General features: G+C 60.6%; 22 protein-coding genes. 7 read left to right on the top strand and 15 right to left on the bottom strand.

Features of this window, described 5'->3' with window-relative positions:
- Window positions 1-86: 86 nt before the first annotated feature.
- From X726_RS157065 to nanR, 11 genes are all read right to left on the bottom strand, one after another.
- Window positions 87-446 (bottom strand): DUF4112 domain-containing protein, encoded by a 360-nt coding sequence (locus X726_RS157065; protein ID WP_023669460.1) that lies wholly within the window; start codon window positions 444-446, stop codon window positions 87-89.
- Window positions 447-501: 55 nt separating this feature from the next.
- Window positions 502-996, bottom strand: a complete 495-nt coding sequence (locus X726_RS157070) for a YidB family protein (RefSeq protein WP_023669459.1) — start codon at window positions 994-996, stop codon at window positions 502-504.
- A gap of 423 nt (window positions 997-1,419) precedes the next feature.
- Window positions 1,420-3,393, bottom strand: coding sequence for a hypothetical protein (locus X726_RS157075; protein ID WP_023669458.1), 1,974 nt, complete (start codon window positions 3,391-3,393; stop codon window positions 1,420-1,422).
- Window positions 3,390-4,484, bottom strand: a complete 1,095-nt coding sequence (gene ugpC / locus X726_RS157080) for a sn-glycerol-3-phosphate ABC transporter ATP-binding protein UgpC (protein ID WP_023669457.1) — start codon at window positions 4,482-4,484, stop codon at window positions 3,390-3,392. The genes X726_RS157075 and ugpC overlap by 4 nt, the downstream gene beginning before the upstream one ends.
- A 12-nt stretch (window positions 4,485-4,496) precedes the next feature.
- Window positions 4,497-5,345 (bottom strand): carbohydrate ABC transporter permease, encoded by an 849-nt coding sequence (locus X726_RS157085; RefSeq protein ID WP_031214852.1) that lies wholly within the window; start codon window positions 5,343-5,345, stop codon window positions 4,497-4,499.
- Window positions 5,345-6,343 (bottom strand): sugar ABC transporter permease, encoded by a 999-nt coding sequence (locus X726_RS157090; protein ID WP_245260549.1) that lies wholly within the window; start codon window positions 6,341-6,343, stop codon window positions 5,345-5,347. Before X726_RS157090 ends, X726_RS157085 begins: the two co-directional genes overlap by 1 nt.
- A gap of 27 nt (window positions 6,344-6,370) precedes the next feature.
- A complete protein-coding gene (locus tag X726_RS157095; RefSeq protein WP_023669454.1) occupies window positions 6,371-8,026 on the bottom strand; it encodes an extracellular solute-binding protein in 1,656 nt (551 codons plus the stop codon).
- 121 nt (window positions 8,027-8,147) lie between these two features.
- Window positions 8,148-9,200 (bottom strand): NAD(P)-dependent oxidoreductase, encoded by a 1,053-nt coding sequence (locus X726_RS157100; protein ID WP_023669453.1) that lies wholly within the window; start codon window positions 9,198-9,200, stop codon window positions 8,148-8,150.
- Between the two features lie 14 nt (window positions 9,201-9,214).
- Window positions 9,215-9,991: an aldolase/citrate lyase family protein gene (locus X726_RS157105; RefSeq protein ID WP_023807875.1), complete on the bottom strand. Its 777-nt coding sequence runs from the start codon at window positions 9,989-9,991 to the stop codon at window positions 9,215-9,217.
- A 47-nt stretch (window positions 9,992-10,038) separates the two neighbouring features.
- A complete protein-coding gene (locus X726_RS157110) occupies window positions 10,039-10,344 on the bottom strand; it encodes a putative quinol monooxygenase (protein WP_023669450.1) in 306 nt (101 codons plus the stop codon).
- Window positions 10,344-11,051: a transcriptional regulator NanR gene (gene nanR, locus X726_RS157115; RefSeq protein ID WP_023669449.1), complete on the bottom strand. Its 708-nt coding sequence runs from the start codon at window positions 11,049-11,051 to the stop codon at window positions 10,344-10,346. Before nanR ends, X726_RS157110 begins: the two co-directional genes overlap by 1 nt.
- 1,111 nt (window positions 11,052-12,162) lie before the next feature.
- On the opposite strand from nanR, the gene X726_RS157125 reads away from it, so the two are divergent.
- The 7 genes from X726_RS157125 (at window position 12,163) to X726_RS157160 (ending at window position 20,563) form a co-directional block, all read left to right on the top strand.
- Complete coding sequence (locus X726_RS157125) at window positions 12,163-13,800, top strand: methyl-accepting chemotaxis protein (RefSeq protein ID WP_023669447.1); 1,638 nt, start codon at window positions 12,163-12,165, stop codon at window positions 13,798-13,800.
- Window positions 13,801-13,823: 23 nt separating this feature from the next.
- Window positions 13,824-14,291 carry a chemotaxis protein CheW gene (locus X726_RS157130; protein WP_023669446.1) on the top strand — a complete coding sequence of 156 codons (468 nt, stop codon included), beginning with the start codon at window positions 13,824-13,826 and terminating at the stop codon, window positions 14,289-14,291.
- A gap of 137 nt (window positions 14,292-14,428) precedes the next feature.
- Window positions 14,429-15,529: a protein-glutamate O-methyltransferase CheR gene (locus X726_RS157135; protein WP_245260550.1), complete on the top strand. Its 1,101-nt coding sequence runs from the start codon at window positions 14,429-14,431 to the stop codon at window positions 15,527-15,529.
- Window positions 15,529-16,233: a chemotaxis protein CheW gene (locus X726_RS1000000168815; protein WP_084630708.1), complete on the top strand. Its 705-nt coding sequence runs from the start codon at window positions 15,529-15,531 to the stop codon at window positions 16,231-16,233. Before X726_RS157135 ends, X726_RS1000000168815 begins: the two co-directional genes overlap by 1 nt.
- Complete coding sequence (locus X726_RS157150) at window positions 16,230-18,503, top strand: hybrid sensor histidine kinase/response regulator (RefSeq protein WP_023669442.1); 2,274 nt, start codon at window positions 16,230-16,232, stop codon at window positions 18,501-18,503. The genes X726_RS1000000168815 and X726_RS157150 overlap by 4 nt, the downstream gene beginning before the upstream one ends.
- A gap of 22 nt (window positions 18,504-18,525) precedes the next feature.
- Window positions 18,526-19,545 (top strand): chemotaxis response regulator protein-glutamate methylesterase, encoded by a 1,020-nt coding sequence (locus X726_RS157155; protein ID WP_023669441.1) that lies wholly within the window; start codon window positions 18,526-18,528, stop codon window positions 19,543-19,545.
- Window positions 19,546-19,609: 64 nt separating this feature from the next.
- A complete protein-coding gene (locus X726_RS157160) occupies window positions 19,610-20,563 on the top strand; it encodes a PleD family two-component system response regulator (protein ID WP_023669440.1) in 954 nt (317 codons plus the stop codon).
- Between the two features lie 13 nt (window positions 20,564-20,576).
- Here X726_RS157160 and X726_RS157165 read toward each other — a convergent pair whose 3' ends face one another.
- The 4 genes from X726_RS157165 to X726_RS157175 form a co-directional block, all read right to left on the bottom strand.
- Window positions 20,577-21,266, bottom strand: coding sequence for an aldolase (locus tag X726_RS157165; RefSeq protein ID WP_023669439.1), 690 nt, complete (start codon window positions 21,264-21,266; stop codon window positions 20,577-20,579).
- Window positions 21,259-22,431, bottom strand: a complete 1,173-nt coding sequence (locus tag X726_RS157170; protein WP_050588526.1) for an alpha-hydroxy acid oxidase — start codon at window positions 22,429-22,431, stop codon at window positions 21,259-21,261. The genes X726_RS157165 and X726_RS157170 overlap by 8 nt, the downstream gene beginning before the upstream one ends.
- Window positions 22,432-22,766: 335 nt before the next feature.
- Window positions 22,767-23,405 carry an SMP-30/gluconolactonase/LRE family protein gene (locus X726_RS1000000168055; RefSeq protein ID WP_023669437.1) on the bottom strand — a complete coding sequence of 213 codons (639 nt, stop codon included), beginning with the start codon at window positions 23,403-23,405 and terminating at the stop codon, window positions 22,767-22,769.
- A gap of 1,248 nt (window positions 23,406-24,653) precedes the next feature.
- Window positions 24,654-25,586: a LysR family transcriptional regulator gene (locus tag X726_RS157175; protein WP_023669436.1), complete on the bottom strand. Its 933-nt coding sequence runs from the start codon at window positions 25,584-25,586 to the stop codon at window positions 24,654-24,656.
- Window positions 25,587-25,644 lie beyond the last annotated feature (58 nt).

Here is a 25,644-nt window from a genome sequence, read left to right as displayed (position 1 = left end):
CTCCAGGAATCGCGACTCAAGCCCCAGCGCCCCTGTCGGTTCCGAGCCTTTTAGAAGAATTGCATCGCGACGATTGCTTATCCGCCTCACTTGTTGATGTGACGGCGCAGCAGTCTGATGTTGCGATTGTTCGCCTTAAAATAGACGTCGAAGATCGAGCCGAGAATTGGGACACTTCCTACGAGCGTATCCAGCAGCACGTTGCCTAGCATGCGGGCGACCAACCCATTTCCGGCACCGACGTTTCGAGCTCGCAAGACGATGTAGGCCGAGATAATGCCCGTCGCCGCATCTCCGAGTACGGGAACCAGACCTACGAGCGCATCCAGTCCAAAACGAATTGATGTGCCTGGAATGCGCCAGCGGGAATCGAGTAGCGCGGCCAATAGATCCAACTCGGCAAGTACGTTTGCTGTATGACCACCGTGACCGCCCTGCCCGATCATGCCAACTCGCGCGCCAGTACGATTTAGTATCTCTCCCTGATGGATAGCCGTCACCTTAGATATCGCTTTGACCGCCTGAATTCGCTTGCGTCCTGTGCGATGGCACGTCGTCGAGCAAGGTCGTCTCACCGGAGCTTTTCGGCGCCTCAACGGGCAATTCACCAGTAGGCGTCATCTTGCTGACGGCCTCAGGCAAATCTCGCGTGATCCGGCTTATGAGTTCCTCGCGCGAAAGGCCGGTCTGCATCGAGAGGGAAGTCAGGGTTTCTTCGTCTATGGCTGCTTCCACCTCGCTTGGCTGGATCGGCTCGTTCGGCCCGGTGCCTACCCACGAATCGACCTTCGATCCGGCGCCTGCCCCTCTGAACCGGTCGAGAATATCGCCAAGCGCGGTCCCCGAAACGCCTTTTGAAAGCTGATCCAGAATCCCGCCTTGCGGATCATTTGGGTTGCGATCACCCGCTCCACGGATCATGTCGCCGATCTTGTCGCGATTTTGGTATGCCAAGACGCCGAGCATCGCGATCGCCAATTTTCCCAGGTTAGCCATTGGTACCTCCACTGTTCAATGGACAAGGGCTCAACATCACAAAAGTTCCGACCGGCGACGATCTAATTGAATAAGGGCTGGCGTATCGACACAGACGTGAGCGGTGCTGCCTAACCGGCTTGTTTCCGTTTGCGGTGCGGCTTCGGCCTCGCAGACGCTGATCGTGCAAAGCTCGTTGCCTGCCTGATCGCGCATGCGCACTAACCATCCGGTCATATCGTCATCGCCCGATTACGCAACGGATCGCTTCGGCGCGAGCGGCCTCAAAACTTGGCGTCTCGGCAGGCGGAACCTGGCGAGCCTGGTCGGCGTCGCGATAGTAGAACGTATAAGCGAGATGGATCCCGCGCGCTGCCTTAGAGTATGGAACTACCACCCTCATCTTTGACGGGGGTTTGGCCAAACAGCGAACATCGGCTAGGCCTAAGACGATCGATCGAGGTCGACTCGCGCGACGGCGTAGGCGCCAAGCGAGATGCTTTGATCATCCAGCGGTCTTGCGGAACTTTCCATGAAGTCGGGATCGGTTGCCGCCCGCTCGAACTGCTCGGCGCCGAGAAGAGCAATGCGGGCGCTGCTCGGCGAATCCGAAAGCCTCACAGATTGCGTCTTGGCGGTAAGGTTAGCGACCCACAGGGTCACGCGGCGATCTTTTTCAGCCGCGATCGTCACGACGCCGTCACAGCCGGAAGTTCCTACGGACAGCAAGGTGGCTCCGCCGAGCTTTGAGAGACCAGCCAAGACATGGAAAGCGGGATAGACCGTTGGGCCATCCTGCTGGTCATACCATGGCTGCACGAAATCAGCCTTCCTATGGATTTGGCCAAAGGGGCCGGCGAAGTCACCGAACGCGACGGCATCGATTCCTTCGCGAGCGCAGGCCGCGAAATATCCGACAGTCCAAGCCGCATTGAACAGCCCGCGCTGACGAGGATCAATGCGCGATAGACAGACGCGAGCGTTCGCTTCATTCGGCGTAGTGGATTTTCCGTATGGGTTCTCACGGCAGCCGAGCTGGATGGGACCGATACGCAGTGGCAAGCGTTCCCCCATGAAAGCATGCGCGGAGCGGATTAGATGGGGGATTGCCTGAAGTGTCTCCATCACCGAGACATCATCTGCGGCGTGCACGCTGGGACAGGTGGTGAAGGTCACGTAGTCGAGCGCTTCGGCTGGCGGACGCTTGCGGTTGAGTTCGGTGAAGTAAGCGGCCATGCCGCCGCCCAGCGCGATGCCCGGGAAAGCCCGGCGAGCGGCGGAGTAGCTTTCGTGGAAGCTGGGCATAGTCGGCCACGGTGCTCCCGGCTGTACGGATGTCATGTCCTGCGCCGGAAAGACGGAGACAGCTTCTAGTTTGAGGCCGAGTGAGTGGACAGCATCCGCGACCGGCGCCAATTCGCCGAATGGATCGCGCGTGCCCTTGGTGATAATCTCGAGGACCACTCCAGCGCCGGTCAGCCGTGCGAGCGCGGCGTAGCTTTCTAGTTCGTCCTGGCCGTGTGCGATCCGGAGATCGACCTGGCAGACCATCCACTGGGGAGCCATTCGTCGTAGGAGCTCGGGGGTTTCGAGCGCGTGCTTTGCCTCGTCGGCGGCGACGCCGACGCCAGTGCGGGGCACTCGGCCGACCGGTCCGCCGATCGTCAGGTTGATGAGTGGATTGCGATTTTCAGACGTCCCGGCAGGGAGCGTTCCTGACACGTGAAGCCGGACGGCCTGCGTGAATTTCTGGCCCCTGGGCAGTCTGTAAGGCCACGGGCGACGCAGAGGGCGGACATATGTTTTATACGAGGCGTCAGACCAATTGCGTTGGTCCTCCATCTCAAAGGCATCACCCTCCATGGTGCATGTCGCCCAGATCCCAGGCGCGATCTCGTGCGACAACGCCCGGATGTCGGTGAACGGACATTTTGGATCGATGTGGTCCGGCAAGAACGATAGCTCGTCGTGACCATCCTCATGCAGCACCTTTATCGGCTTGCCGGCTAAGCCCTCGATCGGATGAAGGACGACGAAGCCGGTCCGATTCGTCAAAAGGTCGGTCTCGGGCTCTGCCTCCGCCACAAACGACAGCGCACCATCGCCACGGCCTGAGACGCGCGCCCGGTAAATCAGGCGGCCGGATGTTGCAGCACATGTTGCACGGTATTCAATGGCGAACGCATCCGGCCTCTCGTCGATCCGCAGATCATCGAGAACGGTGGTACATGTTCCCCAGTTTTCGTCCCGTACAAGAAACGAGATTCCGCGCAAGACCTCGATCGTCCCAACGTGGATGTAACGCAACGCCCCATTGTCGAACGCGACCGACAAGGATCCGGCGCGCAGCGTGCGCAGCGGTGCCTCGAGCTCTTCGGTGCCACACAAGCGGACTGCCAGGGAAGCTGCCGAGGTCAAATTGCGCGCTCCGTCGTGGCGTCGAAGATCGAGGCCCGGTTCATGTTGATGTCGATCGCAAGCTTCTCGCCCGGACGGCTGACATCGTGCGCCTGCAGCTCAGCCATCACCGGCGCGCCGGCCAGTCGGAATGTCGCGTAACTGCGCGAGCCGGTCGGCTGCAGCAGGTCGATCGTTGCCTCATAGCGAAACGTGCCCTGCTCCGGCGTTGCAGTGTGCGCACGAGTGAGGTGTTCTGGCCTCAACCCGAGCAGCACCTGCTGTCCGTCCGCGACGCCCTTCAGCCCCCTGCCGCGCGCTAAAGGCAGCAGTGCATCCGCGAGCCGGATGGCAGCGGCGCCTGCGTCCAAGGCAAGGGTACCTGGCAGGAAGCTCATCCGCGGCGAACCCAGGAACCCAGCGACGAACGTTGAGGCCGGGTGCTCGAACAACTCGAGTGGCGCGCCCTGCTGCTCTATCAACCCGTCGCGCATCAGCACGATGCGGTCAGCCAACGTCATCGCTTCGATCTGGTCATGGGTGACGTAGATCATCGTTGTCGCAATGTCCTGGTGAAGGCGTTTGATTTCGCCGCGCATTTCGTCGCGAAGCTGTGCGTCGAGGTTGGACAGCGGCTCGTCGAACAAAAAGATGCGCGGGTTGCGGACTATGGCGCGGCCGATGGCGACGCGCTGGCGCTGGCCGCCGGATAATTGGCGCGGAAAACGCCCCAGCAAGGGAGTGATGCCAAGCATGCGTGCCGCCTCGGCCACGCGCACCTCGACCTCTGGCTTCGGCATCTTGCGAGCCTTGAGGCCGAAGCCAATGTTCTTGGCCACGCTCATATGCGGATAGAGCGCATAATCTTGAAACACCATTGCCACGTCGCGATCGCGCGGCCGGAAATCATTGACCACCTCGCCGCCGATCTCGATCGTGCCTTCCGATATCTCCTCCAGGCCGGCGATGGTCCGGAGCAGCGTGGACTTGCCGCAGCCGGACGGTCCAACCAGAACGGTGAACTGGCCGTCGCGAATGTCCAGGTCGATGCCGCGCACGGCATGGAACGCGCCGTAGCGCTTGTGCAAGCCGGTAATTTTGACTTCGGCCATGCGGGAGCTTTCCTAACCGCGAACGGCGCCGAGCGTCAGCCCGCGCACCAGATGACGTTGAGCAAGGACCCCAAGGGCGATCGATGGCACAAGGGAGACGATGGCAAGGGCCGCGGCTTCGCCATATTGCGCGCCCTGGAAGCCGATGAAGGCGCGGAAGACCGTTGGCAGTGTAAAGGCAGTTCGGCTGGTCAAGATCAGAGCGAAGAAGAACTCCGTCCAGCATGCAATGAAGGCGAAGACAGCCGCCGCGACGATGCCCGGTGCTGCGAGCGGCACGGCAACGCGCCAGAACGCCTCCCATCTCGTGCAGCCATCGACGAGGGCCGCCTCCTCCATCGACTTCGGCATGCCGCGGAAATAGGCGAACATCATCCACACCGAGACCGGCAGCGTGAAGACCGTATAGGCGATGATCAGGCCGACATGAGTGTCGTAGAGCCCGACCTGGCGATAGATCAGGAACACCGGCAGCACGATCCCGATCGGCGGCAAAAAGCGCTGCGACAGCACCCAGAAAGACAGATGCTTGCCGCCGGTGTCGTAGCGCGCCAGGCTATAGGCCATCAGCGTGCCGAGCAGCGCCGAAAGCGCCGTGGCCGAAAGCGAAATAATCAGGCTGTTGATGAGCCCGTCGAGACCACGATAGGCGAACAGCGCAGCTTTGTAGTGGACAAGCGTCGGAGCGGCGGGGAACCAGACAGGCGGTACGGTGAGGTAGTCGTCGCTGGGCTTGATGGAGGTGTTGAACATCCAGTAGAGCGGCCAGAGCACGAACACCAGGAAGAACCCCAGCAGCAGAATTCGGCCGATCGGCAACGACCGGCGTTTCCTGCGGCGGGCGGGCGCGACGGCGGCCATCAGACCGGTTCCACCTTCAAGAGCCGACGCACCAGCAACGTCACGATGAGCGCCGTAAAGATCAGGAACAGCCAACTTCCTGCTGTTGCCTGCGACAGATGAAACTGCGTGAAGCCTATGGTATAAAGATAATAGGAGGCCGTGTAGGTTTGTGTTCCTGGGCCACCCCCTGTCATGATGAAAATGGTATCGAACATACGGATTGCGTCGAGCAGACGGAAGGTCAGCGCCAGCAGCATCATCGACCCGAGATGCGGGAGCGTGATCGCCCAAAAAACCTGCCAGGCGTTGACGCCGTCGAGTTCTGCCGCCTCATAGAGATTGGGTGGGATTGCGGTCAGCCCGGCGAGCAGGATGACGAACATGAACGGCGTCCACTGCCAGACATCGGCGATGATCAGCGAGACGTAGAGCCACGGGCGCTCCGTCATCCAGCCGATCGTAACCTCCTGCCCCAATAGTTGCGTCAGGACATAGTTGGTCGGTCCAAAAGGCCGCTGTAAGAGCAGCGTCCAGGCTTGGCCAACGATGACCGGGCTGATGAACAGCGGCACGATCAGGATCGACATGATCACACCGCGGCCCGGAAAGCTGCGCACCATTGTCAGCGCCACCAGGAGGCCGAGAACGAACTCTATAGCGACGCTGATGCCCGACAGCGATGCTGTCAGCAACAGCGACCAACGTGCTACGGGATCGAACACGACCCGCTCGAAGTTCTTCAATCCGACAAAGGCGTGGCCCGGCACCTGGAAGTCGTAGTTGATGAAGGATACCACCAGCGAGAACAGAAGCGGATAGATCGACAGTGCCAATATCAGCAGCACAGCGGGGGCGACCAGCAGCCACTTGAAATGACGGTCAGCCCATTGGGCAAAGGCAGACAGCCGGGGCGGTGCGCCGGCGGCCTTCAAATGGCGGATCGTGGCTGTGGGCTGCATAGGCGTATCCAATCGCCGCTTAGCGGGGAGGTGTTGCGAGCCAAGCGCCCGCAACACCAATTGCTCCAGAGAGTCCGCCTCCCTTCAGAGGGTGACCGCCATGCCAAGTTTTTCCACCGTGTTGTCGGCGGTGGCGCCAGGCAGTTTCAAGAACTCGGTGTAGAAGCCCTTCTGCGAATCCACACCCAGTCGGTCGGTCGTCTCGTTCCACTCGGCGGCCGCCGTTTCAAGCGACGCCTTCGGATCCGCACCAGCCCACACCGCCGTGCACATGCGATCGATGCTCAAGAAGTAGTCCTGCGCGCCTGGCATGATCGGGTCGAGCAGACCGACGTTTGCCGAGTTGTTGAGGTTGGCAAGGTACTCCTTGGCACTCGGGAAGAGCGCGCCGTAGAGCTCGGACTTGAAGTGCGAGATGCGGTACGGGTCGCGTAGCGCGTAGGGCAGCATGCAACGTGCCAGCGAGACGGGTGGCGAGCATACCCACTGCATGAACAGATACGCCGCCTCAGGGTTGGGCGAGTCGGCCGACAGTGCCTTGTTGTAGCCGGTGGCATGTTCCGGATTTCCCGGAACCACGGCATAGCCGACCTTGCCGGCGATTTGGGACTGCGGAATGAAGTTGATTGCCGTGGCCGACTGCGAATAGTTCGCCGCCATACGGCCGCTAGGAGGCCAGGAATAGATCATCGCGACTTTGCCGGTCAGGAAAGCCGCCCACAAGGAGACGGCGTCGAGCTCGTTGTTGCCGGGGATCGAGGCCTTGTTTGCGGCGAGCATGTTTGTCAGCGTCTTGACGCCGGCATCCGAAACCAAACCTGCCTTCATGTCGTCGCCGAAGAGTTTTCCGCCGTTGGCCCGGTACTGCTGCAGAAAGTCGAACTGATTGCCGGGGCTGCCCGCCTTGCGGAAATGTCCCGCGCCATAGACCTTTGGCGCCATCTGGTCGGTGATGAACTGGGCGATCTGGGCATATTCTTCCCATGTCTTGGGCGGTCCAAGCTTGGTGTTGAACTTCGCCTGGAAAGCCTCCATCATTTTCGGATCCTCGAAAATGTCCTTGCGGTAGTAGAGAGCGAACATGTCGCCGTCGTCGAAGAACCCCCAGATCTTGCCCTTGTAGGTCGGCAGCGCCTTGTACAGGGGATGATAGTCCTCGAGGTCTGCCGGGTTCATGTATTTGGCGATGTAGTCGTCTAGCGGGGCGATGACGCCGCCATCGGCAAGCGACGGCGTCCAGGCCGGCGAGATGTCGAGGACGTCATAGGCACCCGAGCCGGCGATGTGCTCGGCGACCGCCTTGGAGTACTGGTCCGGGTTCGACAGCTCGACGACATTCGACTTCATCCCGGTAAGCTGCTCCCACATCGGCCCGCTGAAATTGCGCGGGTCGAGTGCCTGCAGGCCAGCCTCGTAGGTCATGTTGAGGGTGACGCCCGAATGCGCCTTGGCCGCCTCCGCCGCGCGAAAGGCGGAACCGTCCGCAGGCCCTTCCTTCGATGCTTTCAGGGCTGCGGCCTGCGCCTGGCCGAGCGGCGACGTGCCGTCCGCCAATTCCAATGTTTGCTGCGCCAGCGCCCAATCGGTCATCATCCCCAGCAGCGGGCCGGACACGGCCAACATGCCGGTCATCTGACCGAAGCGGGTGATGAAAGTTCGGCGGGTGGTTTCGCCGCGCATGAAGGCGTCGACCTCTGCTTCGAGACCTGCCTGAAAGTCACGTTTTTCACGATCGTTCATAGTGCTTGGTCCTCCCATTTTCCTTTTGCTTCACTCGTCCGCCGGCGCAGCGGTCAAGCATTTCCTCCCGTAAGGTCGCCGCAAACAGGCCGCGGCGGCGCGCCGAAAATCAGTGTCACTCCTAGGTTCCAAAGCGGGCGGCGAGCCCAGACAGCCTGGTCTTCCACAGCTCGCTCGAAAGCACCTCGCGATTGACCACGCCGCGCGGCTCGCGACCGCGCTGCACCTCCATTACCGCTTTGACGTCCGCCGCACCGTTGCCGGCAAAGCACTGGTCGGTCCAGCAAAGCGCGTGCGGCGCCAGGATGACATTGTCGAGTTTGAGGATCGCATCGTCTGCGTCGGGAGGCTCTTGTTCCAGCACGTCGAGACCGGCGCCGGCGATGCGGCGCTCCTGCAGTGCTTGCGTCAGCGCTTTCTGGTCGACGATCGGGCCGCGCGCGGTGTTGATCAGGTAAGCTGTCGGCTTCATCAGGGCGATCCGCTCGGCATTGACGATGTGGTGGGTCTGGGGTGACAGGGGGCAACTCACCGACAGCACGTCGGCGCGGCGAAACAGATCCTCCAGCCCTACCAGCTCGACGCCCAGGTCGGCAGCGACCCCCTTGTCGGCAAACGGGTCATGGGCAATGAATTGCATGTCAAAGGGCTTCGCCAAGCGGAAGACCTCGGCACCGATGTTGCCGATGCCCAGCGACCCAAGCGTACGCCCGACGAGGCCGACCCCCATATGTTCGGAGCGCTTCTCAAAACCAACAGACCCTTTGCGGGTGAGCGCGTCCTTTGTCAGCAGCTTGCCGGTCAGCGCCAGCATGAAGGTGACGACGGATACGGCGACGGGCCGTCGCACGCCATCGGGCGTGATGACCAAGGCAATACCGGCTGCGGTGCATGCCTCAACGTCGACAGTGTCGTAGCCGACCCCGAAGCGGGCAACGACGGCCAGGCGGCCGCTCCTGGGGACACTCGTGGCATCGAAACGATGGGCGAGGAGGATCAGCGCATCGAAATCCTCAAGTTGGTCGGCGCGAAGCGGACTGTTTGACTCCAGGAACACCATCTCGACAGCTGTCGCATTGCGCAGCGGCTCCAGATCGAAATCTGGGTAGGTCGGCGAGCCGTCCGGCCTGCGGAAATCACCGGAAAGCGCCACCCTGAATTTCACGCTGTCCATCGTCTCCTCCGCTCCTATTGGCACCCGGCCCGGATCTTGGAAACCGCGTCGGCGATCGCGTCGTGCAGGACCCAAACGTCGCCTGAATAACAAATGAAATCGAAGCCCTGTGCGTAGAACTCGTGTCCCTGGGCGACGTTGGGCACCAAGCGTCCAAGCGATTTGTTGTGCTTCTTGGCGGCGGCAACGATTTTGGCCATTGCAGCAGTGAAAGTGGGGTGGGCGAAGTCGCCAGGAATGCCGAGCGAGACGGACAGATCGAAATGTCCGACCCACAGACAATCGACCCCGTCCAGTCCCGCGATGCCGTCAATGTTCTTGACGCCGTCGGCGGTCTCGATCAGGCAGATGAACGTCGAGCGCTTGTTGGCGGCATCGAATTTGTCAGCGACCGAGCCCGGACGGTAACGGTCATGAGCGATCTGCAGCGCCACGCCGCGGGCGCCGGCAGGGTGGTATTTCATGGAGTTGATGATGTGCTGCGCCTGTTCGACGCTGCTCACCATCGGCGCGATCAGGCCTTCGGCGCCCATGTCCATGGCGCGGGCGAGGAAATGGTAGTCCTGCGACGGCACACGCACCATGACCGGCAGATCGGCCGCCTCGAAATAACGGATCGCACTCTTCAGCGTTTCCAAGCTAAATCCCGAATGCTCCATGTCGAAAAAGACGAAATCGCAGCCAGCGGACTTCAGGATGTGACCGATTCCCGGCGTGGCGAACTCGGCGACGAGCGTACCGAGCTTGACCCGCCTGTGAGAAGCTAACGCCCTGAGACTTGGCTCCGACATGCACTTCCTCCCGTTCGCCCCAATGGGCCAATCCGCCTATGTTCGCTTCAATGCGTGGCTTCAAGAACGAGGTCGCAGGTCGTCACCAACTTGGTCACGACGAGCGGCGCGCTCTGCGTATTGAATTCGTCGAAATGAGCGGTGCGGCAGTGGTCCTCGAATGCGGCCTCGCTATCGTAAATCTCATAGAGCAGGACCCGATCCAGTTCGCCGCGCGCCTCCGTCACGTCAAAGCGGCGACAGCCGGCCTCGGTGCGCATCGAGGCGGTCGCATTGGCGTCGACAAGTTCTCGGAATCTGTCCCGGGCACCAGGCCTCAGGCGGAAATCGACCCAGACGACAAATCCGGTCATCACTTGGGCCTCGCAAGTTGCAGATACCGCTTGGCCACATATTCGAGATGGCTGCGCATGGCCGTCTCTGACGCGTCTGGATCGCGCGCGGCGACGGCCTCGAAGATTTCGCGATGAGCCTGGTAAGCCTTGCGGTCTTCACCCTTGGCCAATGTGGTGCGACGCTGTTCGAGCAACCATTCAGCCAAGGCCGCGTGAATAGCTGTAAAGATCCGATTGCGGGTGATTACCGCCAGCACGTAATGGAAGTCTACGTCCGTGCGCTCGAAGCGCGCCAGATCGCCGATCGACTGCCGGTTGAGTTCGAGCGCCTCATTGAGGCTGTCAATGTCTTCCGGGGTAGCATGCACAGCGGCGTTGCGGGCAAGACCGACCTCGAAAAACAAGCGCGCGCTCTGGAAGTCGTGAACGCCTCCCGGCGCCGAAATCATGTGCCGAGCCGGCCCTGAAAGGGCGTCAATCACGAATTGAGGAGTGGGTCGAGTGACGCGGGCACGCTCCCCCGATTTTACCTCGACAAGGCCCATTTTGCTCAGATGCAGCAGCGCCTCACGGATGGAAGGCCGCCCTACCCCGAACTGCCGCATGAGTTCCCGTTCAGATGGGAGACGGTCGGCTTCGGCCAACTCTCCCTCTCGGATCATCCGTTCGAGGTGCGCTGCCACCTCGTCCGAAAGCTTCCGCTGCTTGATCAGAACTCCGATCATGTGGCATACCTGTTATACCAGTCAGGTACGTTATGATCCCATAGCACCCTTGTCAACGATGTCTAAGCATCCGGTAGCCGAGCCGTTTAATCACTCCGCCGATGTCGAGGCGTCCTTTGCACACGCCTTCAACGTCTTCACCAAGGATATCGGTGACTTGAGGAGCGCGAGCACACTCTGCTCGGTGTTCCGATCGGGGACCGTCTTCGAACCCTGGGTCGGGTGGTCAGTTTCAACTGCGGTGTGGACCGCAGTGAGTGCCACCGGGCCGTGTGCTGGCCGAGACCTACCCAACCGCCTGCTTATGAGCCGCAACATGAGCCCTCGATGGCAAAGTAGACCTCGACCTGAGCAAGACCAGCGAATGGAAGTGGGGTTCACAGCCGAGGCGGAAAACGCGAACTCTCGCTGGTGGACCCATTTGGCAATACGCCTGCTCCATCTCGTAATCTTTTTGCGCCGCCGCAATGCCGCAAAGGAAGGTGGTGTCGGGTCAGTTCTCTCTAGGCTCCAGAGCGCTCGTCACGTTGTGCCCATCCTCGTGCGGTGGGCGGCCGCCGCTTGAGGATGCGCATTTGAAACTGGTTTTCTCAAGATCTTTTAGTCCTGAGGGCCTCAGGCGGGGGCGCTTGCCATTTAGTTATCGTCACCTGCAAATGCCGAACCCGCACTCGACGCCAATCTACGCGTTGGCCAGTTTGCGACATCTGGTTTCGGCGATTCCGCTTTCAGTAGCGACGATCATGCTGGACGGCTGATATGAGGCGCGTTCCCGCCTGGCAGCTTAGGGGCAGCAAGCAGGACGTCGGCTTTCTTGCCTCGACCTGGCCTAAGCAGTCATTCAATTCGTGGCCTCAAGCAGCTCATCCACGCTCCTCCTGACGCGGCGCGCCATCCAGCCGATCTCGGGCTGATGTGCGTGGACGGCAGTCGTCCTTTGACCACCGCTTCTGGCGGCGCCGATTGGCGAGCCGCCTCGCCATCATTAGCTATGGAACGGAAAAGAAACCATTCAGCATCAGACTACCGCTTTTCGACGCACCTTTTCGAATATGTCGGAACGAGCGCTTGTCGCGCAGCCCACGATGCCCCCCATTGGTGAACCGGTTCCATGAAGAGTCTGACAATACGCCACCGCATCCTCGTCAGTTTCGCAGCCGTTCTGGTGGTCATGTCCGTGATAGCCCTCATCGCGTACGCCTGGTTTCTTCAGGCGGGGGAGGAGGCGACTGAGGTCGAGAAGGGCATCCTTCCGGACCTTTATCACAGTACCGAGATCATGACGGGCCAGATGGCGGCCCATAGTCTGCTTCAGGAATATGCCCTTCAGGACAACCCGTCAGACAGAAGCACGGTTGAAAACGCGATCACGACCAATCGCAACCAGGTGCAGCGGTCGATGGACGACTATGAGGCAACGATCGTCTCCGATATCGACAAGCAGAATTATGCAGCCGTCAAACAACTCGCCAACCAATTCCGTCTGGCTGAAACTGCTGTGCTGGAAACAAGCCGGGCTGCCTTGTCGAAAGGTGAAACTCCCAATGAAAGCCCAGCTATCAAGAACGAAGTAGAGCCGATCTTTGTAAAATTGCAGTCCGCTCTGCAGGCCATGGTTGAGGATCACAGAGGCGAGGCAAACAGCGCGACGCAGCGGATCAGCTCGATCGTCAGAACGGCCGAAGTCGGTTTGAGCGTTGGCTTGTTGATAGCCCTCGGGCTAGCCCTTCTTTTGGGTTACCAGCTGTTTCGCGCCATTACAGGTCCGCTCACCCGTTTGGTCGACTCGGTTCAATTGATGCGGCAAGGCGACTTCAGCGAACGGCTCGATCTGAGGCGCCGAGACGAATTCAGCGTGCTTGCCGACGGCTTCAACGCAATGGCGGACGATCTCACAACCCTCATTGGTCAGGTTCAAAGGTCCAGCATACAGGTCGGCACGTCGATAACTGAGATCGCCGCCACCTCCAAGCAACAGCAGGCAACTGCGACTGAAATCGCAGCGACCACAACAGAAATCCGAGCGACAGCCAAGGAAATCTCCGCCACATCAAACGAACTGGTCCGCACGATGAACGAGGTCTCCACAGTTGCCGAACAAACCGCTGCCGTGGCTGGCGGGGGGCAAGCGGGGCTGACCCGTATGGAAGAAACCATGCAGCAGGTCATGGAAGCGGCTGGCGCGATCAATTCCAAACTGGCGATCCTGAGCGAGAAAGCCGGCAGCATCAATCAGGTGGTGACGACCATCACCAAAGTGGCCGATCAGACGAACCTGTTGTCGCTCAACGCTTCCATCGAGGCGGAGAAGGCAGGCCAATATGGCCGGGGTTTTGCAGTGGTGGCGACGGAAATCCGAAGGCTCGCGGACCAGACAGCTGTCTCCACCTACGATATCGAGCAAATGGTCAAGGACATCCAGTCGGCAGTCGCGGCCGGGGTGATGGGCATGGACAAGTTTTCCGAGCAGGTCCGTCGGGGTATGCAGGACATCCAGCAGGTCGGCGGGCAACTCTTCGAGATCATTCAGCAGGTTCAGGGGCTGGTGCCACGTTTCGAAGTCGCCAATGAAGGCATGCAAGCACAGGCGACCGGCGCGGGGCAGATCAGCGACACGCTAACCCAGCTAAGCGAGGCAGCTCAGCAAACAGTCGAGTCCCTTCAGCAATCGACGCTCGCGATCGACGAGCTCAATCAAGTCTCAGGCGGCATGCGAAGTAGCATATCGAGGTTCAAGCTACGAGCATAGCGAGCCGGCAGTAGGAGGTGACAATGCTATTCCTCGCCTTCAGCATGGGTCCGGATCGCTACTTGATCGATGTCCACAAAATTGAAGAGGTGCTGCCCTATATCGACGTGAAAGTTCTTCCGGGTGCGCCAACTGGTGTGGTGGGTTTGGTCAGCTATAACGGAATACCCATCCCCCTGATCGATGTCACCCTTCTTGCGCTTGGCCGACCATCGGAGCGCCTGTTGAGCACCCGGATCGTTGTGACGCGCTATCCGGCGGATGATGGCGAGCGACGCCTGCTGGGGCTGATCGCGGAACGGGTGACGGATACGATCGAGCGAGACCCGGCCGATTTCGCGCCGTTCGGACTGGAACCAGGAACCCCGCCCTATCTTGGGCCGGTGGCTTCCGATGGTTCGGAGATCATTCAGTGGGTCAAAGTGGAAGCGCTGCTTTCGGAAGAGATTCGTACCGCTTTGCTCCGCCAGGCGGCAATAGGTGATCAATGACCGGAGCAATAGAAAAGCTCCTGACGGAAACCATTGGACTAGACAGTGCCAGCGTTGGTCCGACAGTGGTTCGTCAGGCGGTCAGAGAACGGATGGAAGCATGCCGGATAACCAACCCTCAGGCCTATAGGGAACACTTGGCCGGTTCCTCGCAGGAGCTGCAGGAGCTGATCAATGCGGTGGTGATCCCAGAGACCTGGTTCTTTCGCGACCGAGAAGCGTTCACGATGCTGGCGCGGCATGCGCGCGCGCACAAGCCTGCTCAGCCGATAAGAATCCTGAGCCTGCCATGTTCAACCGGCGAAGAGGCTTACTCGGTCGCCATGGCCATGTTCGATGCCGGCTTTGAGGCGCGTGAGTTCAAGATCGATGGCGTGGACGTCAGCAGCCGCAATATCGCGACGGCTGAACGCGCCATCTATGGCCGCAATTCGTTTCGCGGCAGCCATCTCGAATTCAAGGATCGCTATTTCGAAGCGACCGAGGGCGGGTTGCGGCCTGTTGCTGGGGTGCTGAAACAGGTTCGGTTCATGGTAGGAAACCTGTTCGGTTCTCACGCGCCTTTCGGGCAAGAGGTCTATGACATCCTGCTTTGCCGCAATTTGCTGATCTATTTCAATCGAGAGCTGCAGGATCGCGCATTGATCTGCCTGAAGGACCTGCTGGCCAAAGACGGACTTCTTCTGGTCGGTCCGGCGGAAGCAGCTCTTCCAAGGGTGCATGGCTTTATTTCCGCTGAATGGCCATTGGCCTTCGCCTTTCTGAAATCGGAGCCCGTCAAGACCACGGCGCCGAAAGTTTCGGCCGCCGTCCCGGTGCGGACGCCAAGCCCTAAGGTCAACAAGAGCGAGCCTCTTCGTCCGTTCCGACCGACAATTGGCAATGAAGGCCGCGGGCAGGCTCCGGCCAAGCCGCTTGCACACGCCTCGGAAAGCCTCATCGCGGTTGAACGGATCGCCAATGCAGGACGCGTAAAGGAGGCACAGGAGGTCGCCCTGGCGCATCTCAAGGAGTTCGGTCCTTCCGCAGAAATCTTCTACCTGCTGGGCCTCGTCCAGGATGCGGATGGTTCTGCACCCGAAGCCGCGCAAAGTTATCGCAAGGCGCTCTATCTCGCGCCAAATCATCGAGAAGCTCTTGTCCATCTGGCCTTGCTGCTTAGCAAGCAAGGCGACCATAACGGCGCCGAGGCGCTGGCCGGCCGGCTGGGTCGGGTCCAGAAAAGGAGCGGCAGTTGATGGCGGCTTCGACAAGGATCGCTCAGCCGGTGGAGCAGATCGAAATCAACGACTGCTGGCGGCAAATAGGCGTACGGGGTGACAAGTCATGTCCGCTACTAGAGCAGCATCTCCACTGCCGGAATTGCCCGACCTACAAGAAGATCGCACGACGCCTCCTCGACCGTGCAGCTCCCTCGGCATCTCGCGACGAATGGCCTGACAACGCTGGTCGTGCAGGGATCGATTCGGCAGACAACGACGCGCTGCAGACGGCCGTTCTCTTCCGTTTGGGGGAGGAATGGCTGGCACTTCCAGTCGGTATTCTTCATGAAGTGGCTGAATCTCGTCGCGTTCATTCACTTCCACATCGCAGGAACAGTGCACTGCTCGGCATTGCGAATGTCCGTGGTGAATTGCTCATTTGCCTTTCCCTGGCCGAATTGCTCGGGATAGACGAGCGCAAGGAAGGGGAACAAGGCACACGAACCAAGGTATTTCGCCGCCTTGTCGTGGTAGGCGAGCGCGACAAGCGGGTTGCTTTTATGGTTGATGAGATCCACGGCTTACATCGGTACCAGGAACGCGACACTCTCGCTGTTCCGGCCATGATTGGCAAGGCACTGTCGGCCGCTACGGTTGCCGTGCTGCCATGGCAAGGACGAGCCGTTGGCTGTCTCGATCCACGACAACTGCTCACGATGCTGGATCGGAGCATCGCATGACAGATGAAGACTTCAGCCAGGTTTCGATGCTCAGCCTCTTCCAGGCCGAACTGGAGACGCAGTCACGGGCTCTAACCTCTGGACTTCTGGCACTCGAACGCGATCCTATCGCCGCCGACGCCCTGGAAGCATGCATGCGTGCCGCGCATTCTCTGAAAGGAGCTGCCCGCATCATCGACCTGATGCCCGCAGTCAAAGTTGCAAATGCGATGGAAGACTGCCTGGTCGCAGCGCAACGCGGGCATCTGAGGGTGCGACGGGAGCATATAGATGCGCTTCTGCAAGGTTCTGACCTTTTGAAATTGATCGCATCGGGATCATCGAGCGAGAGCGCCAACTCAGAAGTCGAAACCTTTCTCGCGAAGTTCGAGGGGTTGTCCCTCCCCCAGGCAAAGCCCGGGCCCCAAGATTCTGCAGCTGATTTCGCAACTCCAGATCACGCCCAGGAGCAACTGGCGACGACCTCTTCAGCGAACCTCCTCGTTGGGGCGGTACCGCAAGCCCACGGCAGCATCGGCTCTGATAGAATGGTTCGGGTGACGGCAGACAGCCTGAACCGATTGCTCGGGCTGGCTGGCGAGTCGCTGATGGAAGCTCGGCGGCTCAGGCCATTCGCTGACGGGCTGCTACGGCTGAAGCGACTTCAATCGGACCTCGCAAGTGCGTTCGACAATCTTCATGCAGTGCTGCCGCCGGTTTCAAACGATGCGGCGGTGGTGGAGGCGCTGGCTGAAGCGCAGCGAAAGCTTCGGTTGAGCCAAGCGTTCCTGGCGCAGCGTTTCGATGAGTTGGATTCAGTGGATCGGAAAGCGACCGATCTTGCCAACAGATTGTATGACGAAACGTTGGCGAGCCGGATGCGGCCTTTTGAGGACGGCGTGCGACACTATGCGAGAATGATCCGCGACCTCGGTCGTACCCTTGGCAAGCGGGTGCGACTGGAGATCGTAGGCGGCTCGACCGGCATCGACCGCGATATCCTCGAGCAGCTCGACGCCCCTTTGGGGCACCTTCTGCGCAACGCTGTAGACCATGGGCTTGAACCGCCTGAGGAGCGCCTCGCGATGGGCAAACCCGAAGAGGGGCTCATCAGGCTCGAAGCGAGGCACAATGCCGGGCTGCTGCAGATAGCCGTGGTGGACGACGGCAGGGGGATAGAGCTCTCGAAGCTGCGCGAGACCGTCGTCGCCCGGCAACTTGCAACCAGGGAAAGTGCTGAAACACTCAGCGAAAGCGAATTGCTCGCATTTCTGTTTCTGCCAGGCTTTTCCATGAAAGCGGGCCTTACCGACGTCTCAGGTCGCGGTGTGGGGCTCGATGCAGTGCAAGCCATGACGAAGGAAGTCCGGGGAGTCGCAAGCGTCTCCTCAGAATTTGGCCACGGAACCCGATTTCAACTGCAATTGCCGCTGACACTGTCGGTCCTGCGCACGCTGCTCGTCGATGTCGATGGAGAGCCCTATGCTTTTCCACTCGCTGCCATTTCCAAGACTTTGAAACTGCAGCGGACGGAGATCAACGTCCTGCAGGGCCGGCCGCATTTTCGATTGAACGATCGACAGATCGGGCTGGTCACCGCTCGCGAGGTGCTCGATCGAGGTGAGCCCGGATCGGAACCGAACGAACTATCCGTCGTCGTCGTGGATGCGGGTCGGGGCGATGCGTACGGCCTGATCGTTGACCGTTTTCTCGGGGAACGCGAGTTAGTGATCAGACCTCTCGATCCACGGTTTGCCAAGATCAAGGACATCAGCGCAGCGGCCCTGATGGAAGACGGTTCGCCTGTTCTGATCTTCGACGTCGACGATCTGATCCGATCGGTGGAAAAGCTTGCATCGTCCAGCGGATTTCGAGCTCTTCGGCGCGCCGCGGGCGGTCCCGAAGCGAGCAGGCGCAAGCGCGTGCTCGTGATTGACGATTCACTGACGGTTCGCGAACTCCAGCGCAAGATGCTCGGCAATTACGGTTATGAGGTCGAAGTGGCGGTAGACGGCATGGACGGGTGGAATGCCGTCCGGTCTGGTCCTTTCGATCTCGTCGTCACCGACATCGACATGCCTCGCATGGATGGCATCGAGCTGGTGAGTTTGATCAGAAAGGACGCTGATCTCAAGAACACACCCATTATGATCGTTTCATACAAGGATCGGGAAGAAGATCGCGCGCGCGGGCTCGACGCAGGTGCGGACTATTATCTGACCAAGAGTAGTTTTCAGGACGAGGCGCTGATCCATGCCGTCGTGGACATGATTGGCGAGGCGGCTGAATGAGATCGAGATTGGAAGCCAGCGAATGAGAATCGGCGTAGTCAACGACATGCCGATGGCGGTTGAACTTCTGCGTCGACTGGTCCTGTCGACCGGCGAACATCAGGTCGCGTGGATCGCGACCAATGGGCGTGAGGCGGTCGAGGTCTGCAGACGTGATCTGCCGGATCTGATACTCATGGATCTAGCGATGCCAGAGATGGACGGCGTGGAAGCGACGCGCAGAATCATGGCGGAAACCCCGTGCTCAATCTTGCTGGTGACCGCCAGTATCGAAGCCAACCTCGCCGGCGTCTACGAAGCAATGGGTCATGGCGCGCTTGACGCAGTCGATATTCCGTCGGTGGGCATCGAAGGCAACGCGTCCTCGCAATCCGCCCGGCTTTTGACGAACAAGATACGAACGATAGGCAAGTTGATCGGTGATGCGCCTACCCAGGCAAAAAGGCGGATGTCACGTGCGGCTGAGCCGTCAACTCGACACGTGATAGCAATCGGCGCCTCTGCGGGCGGGCCGGCTGCCGTTGCCGCAGTCCTGAGCGCGTTTCCCGTTGATTTTCGCGGCGCGATTGTGCTCGTCCAGCATCTCGATGCTCAGTTCGTTCCAGGCCTTGTTGATTGGCTAGGGCAGCATACGCGTCTCCCGATCCGTCCGGCGGGGGAAAGGGACAGTCCTCAAGCGGGCACCGTTCTCGTTGCCAGTTCTGCGGATCATCTGGTTTTCAAGTCAGCTCAGCAACTTGGCTATACGCCCAGCCCCAAGGACAATGTCTATCGGCCGTCGGTAGATGTGTTCTTCGAAAGTGCGGCGCAATGGTGGCCTGGCTCGGTGATTGGTGTTCTGCTCACAGGCATGGGCAGGGATGGTGCGCGCGGGCTGAGACAGCTCCGTGACAAGGGACATCTCACAATCGCGCAGGATAGAGCAACCAGTGCCGTCTATGGCATGCCGAAGGCCGCCGCCGACATCGGCGCGGCTGTTGATATTCTTCCTTTGGGTGCGATCGGCTCACGTATAATCGAAGCCTGCGAGCGCTCCACGTGAAAGGCCCCTTCCGATGACGCAAGAACCAGAGTTGGTCCCGCCACTCGCAGATAACTATTCATCCATGGTTCTGCTCATCGATGATCAGATCATGGTTTGCGAGGCGGTCAGGCGCGCCCTAGCCAACGAGCCCGATATTTCCTTACACTTCTGCACCGACCCGTTGAGAGCGATGACGGTCGCGGATGAGGTAAAGCCAACCGTCATCCTGCAGGATCTCGTCATGCCCGGGGTGGATGGGCTACATCTGGTGCGAGAATACAGGAAGCATGCGTCGACACGCGCGGTTCCAGTCATTGTGCTGTCGAGCAAGGAAGATCCAGCCACCAAGGGCGAAGCCTTCGCTGCGGGCGCGAACGACTATCTCGTCAAACTGCCGGATCGTATCGAGTTGATTGCACGCATTCGATATCACACGCGGGCCTATCTGGATCACGTCCAGCGAGACTCGGCACACCGAGCGCTGAGGGAAAGCCAGCGACAGCTGATCAGTGCAAATCTAGAGCTTGAACGTCTGACGCGGATCGATGGCCTGACGGGTCTCGGTAACAGGCGCTATTTTGACGAATATCTGGCGGCTGAATGGAAACGCGCTTTTCGCGCACAGTCCCCACTGTCGCTGTTGATGATCGATGCCGACAACTTCAAACGATACAACGATACCTATGGCCATATGGCCGGCGACGATGTGCTCAAGCAAATCGCCCGCGTAATCCAGAGCGGTTCCGGCCGTTCCACGGATCTCGCTGCGCGGTACGGAGGCGAAGAGTTCGTCATCGTGCTGGTCGACACTATACTGGAACAATCCAGTGCGATCGCCGAGCGGCTCGTCCAGAGCGTGCGAGAGTTGAACATACCCCACGGCCCGGATCGCGTGACCATCAGCGTCGGCGTCGCAACAGCGGTGCCCACCGAGAACGAGACGCCAAACGATTTCGTCAATGCCGCCGATTTGGCTCTGTTTCGTGCCAAATCGGAAGGACGAAATCGTGTTGCGCTTCATATGTCCCGCAGCTAGAGAAGCTCACATCTCAGTCAACGAAGCGCGCCCTGTTCGATTTGAGGACGACCTCGGCGAAGTCGGGCATCTCGAGACCTTGCCGCACCAGGCCATCAAGAGTTTTCTCAGCCGCCCTGATGGCGGAGAGCCGGGCCAGCACCGTCTCAGCCTCCAGGCGAGGCACCACGGCGAGACCGTCGCGGTCGCCGACCAGTATGTCTCCCGGCGAGATAGTCACTCCTCCCACCACCACCGGGAATCCGACCGTGCCTGGACCATTGCGCGCAGGCGAGTTCGCAATGATCCCGGCACAGTAAACCGGCAACCCGACCGCCTCGATCCCGACAACGTCGCGCACGAGGCCGTCAGTGATGAAGCCGGCGACCCCCTTGTTGCGCGCCATGCCGAGCACGAGATCGCCAGTTACCGCCGTACCGGCAAAGCTGTCGGTGGCCGCGACGATGACATCGCCACTTGCTGCGGCATCCAGTGCTCCAAAAAGGGCGAGGTTGTCGGCGGGACCGCAGTGACAGGTCACGGCGACGCCGACCATCGTCGCAGTAGCTGGCGACAGTGGCTTGATCGCATAATGTAAGGCGCCGCGTCCCCCCATCGCGTCTACGACCTGGCTAACCGGCACGCCCGCAAAAGCACTGATGATTTCTGCTGCGGGCCGTTCGAAACGGCGCTTGATGGTGAGCAGTGGTGGGTCTTCAATCATGTAGCGGCCCCATTCCCTGAACGAACGAAATACAGTCCGGCCCGAGGTCGCGCAGGCTCCGCGCGCCCATCAGTCCCATGACGCGGTCGATTTCCTTGCGGTAGAGTTCGAGCACGTGGCGTACCCCCTCCTCGCCGGCGACCGCGAGCCCCCACAACTGCGGCCGCCCGATCAGACAGCACGAGGCACCGAGCGCCAGGGCCTTGACGACGTCAGAGCCTCGCCTGATGCCGCCGTCGATAAGCACTGGTACGCGGCCGGCGACAGCCGCGACAACTGCCGTCAACGCGTCCAGGGATGCGGCGGCGCCGTCAAGCTGACGTCCCCCATGATTGGATACGATGATGCCGTCGATTCCTCGGGCTACAGCCTCGGCGGCTTCGCTGGGATGCAGGACGCCTTTCAGCAACAACGGTCCGGACCAGACAGTGCGCAGCCAGTCGACATCGGCCCAGGAGAGTCCGGGATCGAGCATTGCGGCCATCCGGCCCGCCAATGCACCGACCGTCGCCGTATCCCCGGGGCGCGCGTAGTTGCCGAAGGTCAGTTTCGGGAGTCGGGTGCGCATACGAAGAAGCCACGCCGCCTTGGTGGCGGTCGCGAGGGTTCCGGCCACACCGAAGCGCGGCGGGATGGCAAAACCGTTGCGGATGTCGCGTTCACGGTTGCCAAGCATCTGGTTGTCGATGGTGAGCACCAGCGCGTCGTAGCTTGAGGCACGCGCCCGATGCACCATTTCTCGGGTGAAGCCACGATCGGTGTAGACGAACACCTGCATCCACCGTGGGCTACTTCCGGTGGCTGCTATGTCCTCCAGCGTGCAGACGGATCCGTGGCTGGCGCAGTAGAATGTCCCTGCGGCCGCTGCGGCTCGGGCGGCTGCGCGCTCGCCGTCGGGCCAGAACAGCCCAGCCAGGCCGGTTGGCGCGATGCCCAGCGGGATGGCAAGTTTCGCGCCGAAGAGGTCAAGGGAAAGGTCTCGCGTCGTTGCACCGTTGAGTGGTCGCGGCAGAATGGCAACCTCGTTAAAAGCTTGCTCGTTCCGGCGCAGCGTTCGCTCATCCTCGGCACCGCCATCGGCGAAGTCGAACACCGGGCGTGGCAAAGTCCGCCGCGCGGCGGCGCGGACCGTGGCCACGCTGTACAGGCACTTCAACGCCGCCATCGAAGCAGACGATGCCGCACCGCCGGCACCGCGGTCATCGCCTGTGTTTGAGGCGGACGAGGAGCTACTCACGGTTGCTTTCCGCCGATGCGACCATGATGCGTCGGTCCACCACCTCCCGGAACACGCACGCAGGAGAGTGTTCCCTCAAAGGAGGGATCGCTGCCGGTCGCCAGCACGCCGGCATTTGTCACCCAAAGCATCTCGCCCGAGAAGACGCAGTTGGTCGTTGCCTTGCCGCAGACGAAGAAACCTTCCTCTGTGCCGTTGGGCTTCAGAACGTGAATGCCGTTGGCGGCAATATCCGTGACATAAAGGCGGCCATCGGCTCCGACCTACAGCCCGTCCGGGATCGGATTGGGCCCAGGCAAGCGGCCCAGGTCTTCGACGGAACCATCCGGACGCTGCCGCTTGACGCGCCCCGTATAGGACTCCCCCCAAATGATCGAGCCGTCGGCTTCGATCGCCACACCATTGGGGAAGGTCGGCTTGTCGAAGCCGAGAGCAAGGTACGCACTGCCGTCGGGGTTGACGGCAAAGATGTAGCTTGGGTCCGGATTCCCCGGGTTGTATGTGCCGGGATCGCTGAAGATGAGCCGGCCGTCAGCAGCAAATACAAGATCGTTTGGCCCATTGAGCCGAATGCCCGCGACTTCGCTCAGCAGGATTTCCGGCTTTCCGCCTTCGGCAACCCGCTGGATCGATGGCGTCGTCATGTCCGCGGCCCGCCAAGGTCCGGTCGTGCCGCCGTTCTGGCAGACATAGAGCAGGTCATCCGATCCGAGAACGCAGGCGTTGGGCGCTCCGGCAACATACGCGAACTGGCGAGCACTTCCGTCGCGATCTATGGCCGTCAGCTGGCTGCGATAGCTTTCGACGATGACAATTCGGCCATCGGGCAGCACCGTCGGGCCCTCGGGCCAGCCAAGGCCGGTCGCGACAACCTCGACGGCCAGCTTTTCAACCTCGTTCATCGTGCGACCCCCAGAACGGCAGCCTATCAAGATTTGTCGGGTATAATCCAGCCTGGCGGTCTCCGGACCCGGCGACTCGAAAGATAGCTAGGCTGACGTGCGCGTTGCTGGGCCCCCCCCTAGGCCGGCCCCCCACCCCGACGCCGGTGAACCCCGACGGGCGGAGGCCTATGGCTACAGCGCGAGCCGATCGGTGTCTACATAGCTCGGTAGCACTGGCTTGCTCCTCCAGGTTGCGTGGCAGGATTAGGTGCTGCTGAGGCCAGCGTGCAAGGACCAAGTGCAGGTGGAGAAGGTTGAATCTCAGTTCCTCTCCCTCTAACACTCACAAAGTCCAACAGTTCTCTGCTCCGCTGCCAGGCGCTCTTGAGCCGAGCGTTTGCAGGGCGTGCGTGTGGCCAAAAGCTGGGGAGCGCCGCAGCGCCCAGGCGTGCAAATTGCTCTCTGAACGCCGATCCTTCTCCGAAGCTGGGGAGTAGCCCCAAAATCCAACAGCAATATCATGCCTCAACGGCGGTTTTGCCACTACCAGTTTGCGGTTCGCTCGCCTGTCAAAAGGGACAGTCTTTCGGGTCACGATCCGGAGTGGGTTTGCCAAGGCTCCCGGAATCGAGGTGGCCCACTTTTGCGTCGGGGCTCCGCCACTCTTCAGATCAACAGCAACCAGCACCAATACGCACCAATCACCATTTGCACAACGAACGCGGTGAACCTGAGACTGACCGCGAGTTGGCTGGTTGAGACGAGGTGGATCACCGACTGCACTATACGTGCGCCTAACATCGTGGAGGCCAAGGGATCCGTGACATCTGTCTTTGAAATGATGATCGCGACTCCGAGCAGACCTCCGAAGATTGGAAGCCCTTCAATGCAGTTGGCGTGGGCACGGGCTAACCTCCGCATAAACGGGGAGAGGGCTCCGTTATCTGGCGTAAAGCCGTTTGCCGGGACTTGCCCAGAGATCACCAGGTAGCTCCGGATAACTTACATTACGATCAGCAGGGCCAGCGCCCACGAGATGAAGCCAGTCAATGCGTAAGCACTCGCCGACATGTGCCCTCCCCGTTGCTAGCACTCTAGGTCGTTGTAGCCGATCAACTAGTCTAATGCTATTCGACGAGGAGGGGCGGCCTGTAGTGGGGCCGAAACGGAATAGCAGCTTTTGGACGTTGTGCCCGGAATAGCTGCCGTTCAGCCAATCAGCAGTGATTGACCGCTTTCGCCCTTTAGCGACCCTTCCGCGCCAGATCAGTCGATGCTTGAAGCTGCCATTCGCAGAGTGAAAGCGGCGTCGAGCATGGTCAGAAAGGCGCGCACGGCGGGGTTGGCGCGTCGGCTTGCCGGCCAGAGCACGGTGACATTGTTTCGCTCGACCGCGAACGTGGACAGCACTGGGACCAGTTCGCCGCACTTCACATAGGGAGCCGCCATGAAGGAGGCGCCTATGCCTATCCCACCGCCGGCTGCCAGCATGATGAGCACGGCATCGCTGGCATCGGCGACCACACCGGAATTGGGCACGATCTCGATTTCACGGTCGCCAATCCGGAAGGGCCAGCGAAAGGCCTGGCCTGTGCTCTGATATCGAAGGTTGACGGTGTCGTGCCCTTCCAGGTGATCGGGATGGGTCGGTGTGCCGCGTTCCTCGAGATAGGCTGGCGAGGCGAAGCAGCAAAGCCGATGGGGTGCGAGCTTGCGTGATAGTAGCCGGGTGTCAGCCAGATCACCGATGCGTATGGCGACATCGATCCCTTCCTCGATCATGTCCACCATCTGGTCACCCAGCCTGAGATCGACGATCAGGTTCGGATGGAGCCGACGGAAAGCCGGTAAAGCCGGAGCGATCAGATGCAGTCCGATCGGCAGCGACGCGGCCACGCGCAACGTGCCCGATGGTTCGGAGCGCGCGGTCATTGCCGCCTGCTCTATTTCCTCCGCCTCGCGTAGCAAACGCAGCGCGCGCTCATGCAGGTCGCGCCCTTCGGGCGTGAAGGTGAGCGAGCGCGTTGTACGGGTAAACAGCGACACTCCTAAATGCCGCTCGAGCCGCTGGACGCTCTTGCTGACCGCCGACGGGGAAATCGACTGCGCGCGCGCCGCTGCCGTGTAGCTGCCCAGCGATCCCGCACGCGCGAAGGCGATGATGCCAGTGAGCCGATCCAAAGTGATATGTTCCGCCATGGCATTACTTAACCGCCATCGGCACCGATTATCAACCGGCGGTCATGCCGCTAGATTC

The sequence above is a fragment of the Mesorhizobium sp. LSJC285A00 genome (genome assembly GCF_000503155.1).
Lineage (GTDB): Bacteria > Pseudomonadota > Alphaproteobacteria > Rhizobiales > Rhizobiaceae > Mesorhizobium.
This window is presented reverse-complemented; position numbering and strand designations above follow the sequence as displayed.

Bases quoted from the DNA above. Each gene is read 5' to 3' on its own strand.
- X726_RS157065 (WP_023669460.1), bottom strand. From the start codon at position 446: ATGATCGGGCAGGGCGGTCACGGTGGTCATACAGCAAACGTACTTGCC.
- X726_RS157070 (WP_023669459.1), bottom strand. From the start codon at position 996: ATGGCTAACCTGGGAAAATTGGCGATCGCGATGCTCGGCGTCTTGGCA.
- ugpC (WP_023669457.1), bottom strand. From the start codon at position 4,484: ATGGCCGAAGTCAAAATTACCGGCTTGCACAAGCGCTACGGCGCGTTC.
- X726_RS157085 (WP_031214852.1), bottom strand. From the start codon at position 5,345: ATGGCCGCCGTCGCGCCCGCCCGCCGCAGGAAACGCCGGTCGTTGCCG.
- X726_RS157095 (WP_023669454.1), bottom strand. From the start codon at position 8,026: ATGAACGATCGTGAAAAACGTGACTTTCAGGCAGGTCTCGAAGCAGAG.
- X726_RS157100 (WP_023669453.1), bottom strand. From the start codon at position 9,200: ATGGACAGCGTGAAATTCAGGGTGGCGCTTTCCGGTGATTTCCGCAGG.
- X726_RS157105 (WP_023807875.1), bottom strand. From the start codon at position 9,991: ATGTCGGAGCCAAGTCTCAGGGCGTTAGCTTCTCACAGGCGGGTCAAG.
- X726_RS157110 (WP_023669450.1), bottom strand. From the start codon at position 10,344: ATGACCGGATTTGTCGTCTGGGTCGATTTCCGCCTGAGGCCTGGTGCC.
- nanR (WP_023669449.1), bottom strand. From the start codon at position 11,051: ATGATCGGAGTTCTGATCAAGCAGCGGAAGCTTTCGGACGAGGTGGCA.
- X726_RS157125 (WP_023669447.1), top strand. From the start codon at position 12,163: ATGAAGAGTCTGACAATACGCCACCGCATCCTCGTCAGTTTCGCAGCC.
- X726_RS157130 (WP_023669446.1), top strand. From the start codon at position 13,824: ATGCTATTCCTCGCCTTCAGCATGGGTCCGGATCGCTACTTGATCGAT.
- X726_RS1000000168815 (WP_084630708.1), top strand. From the start codon at position 15,529: ATGGCGGCTTCGACAAGGATCGCTCAGCCGGTGGAGCAGATCGAAATC.
- X726_RS157150 (WP_023669442.1), top strand. From the start codon at position 16,230: ATGACAGATGAAGACTTCAGCCAGGTTTCGATGCTCAGCCTCTTCCAG.
- X726_RS157155 (WP_023669441.1), top strand. From the start codon at position 18,526: ATGAGAATCGGCGTAGTCAACGACATGCCGATGGCGGTTGAACTTCTG.
- X726_RS157160 (WP_023669440.1), top strand. From the start codon at position 19,610: ATGGTTCTGCTCATCGATGATCAGATCATGGTTTGCGAGGCGGTCAGG.
- X726_RS157165 (WP_023669439.1), bottom strand. From the start codon at position 21,266: ATGATTGAAGACCCACCACTGCTCACCATCAAGCGCCGTTTCGAACGG.
- X726_RS157170 (WP_050588526.1), bottom strand. From the start codon at position 22,431: ATGGCGGCGTTGAAGTGCCTGTACAGCGTGGCCACGGTCCGCGCCGCC.
- X726_RS1000000168055 (WP_023669437.1), bottom strand. From the start codon at position 23,405: ATGAACGAGGTTGAAAAGCTGGCCGTCGAGGTTGTCGCGACCGGCCTT.
- X726_RS157175 (WP_023669436.1), bottom strand. From the start codon at position 25,586: ATGGCGGAACATATCACTTTGGATCGGCTCACTGGCATCATCGCCTTC.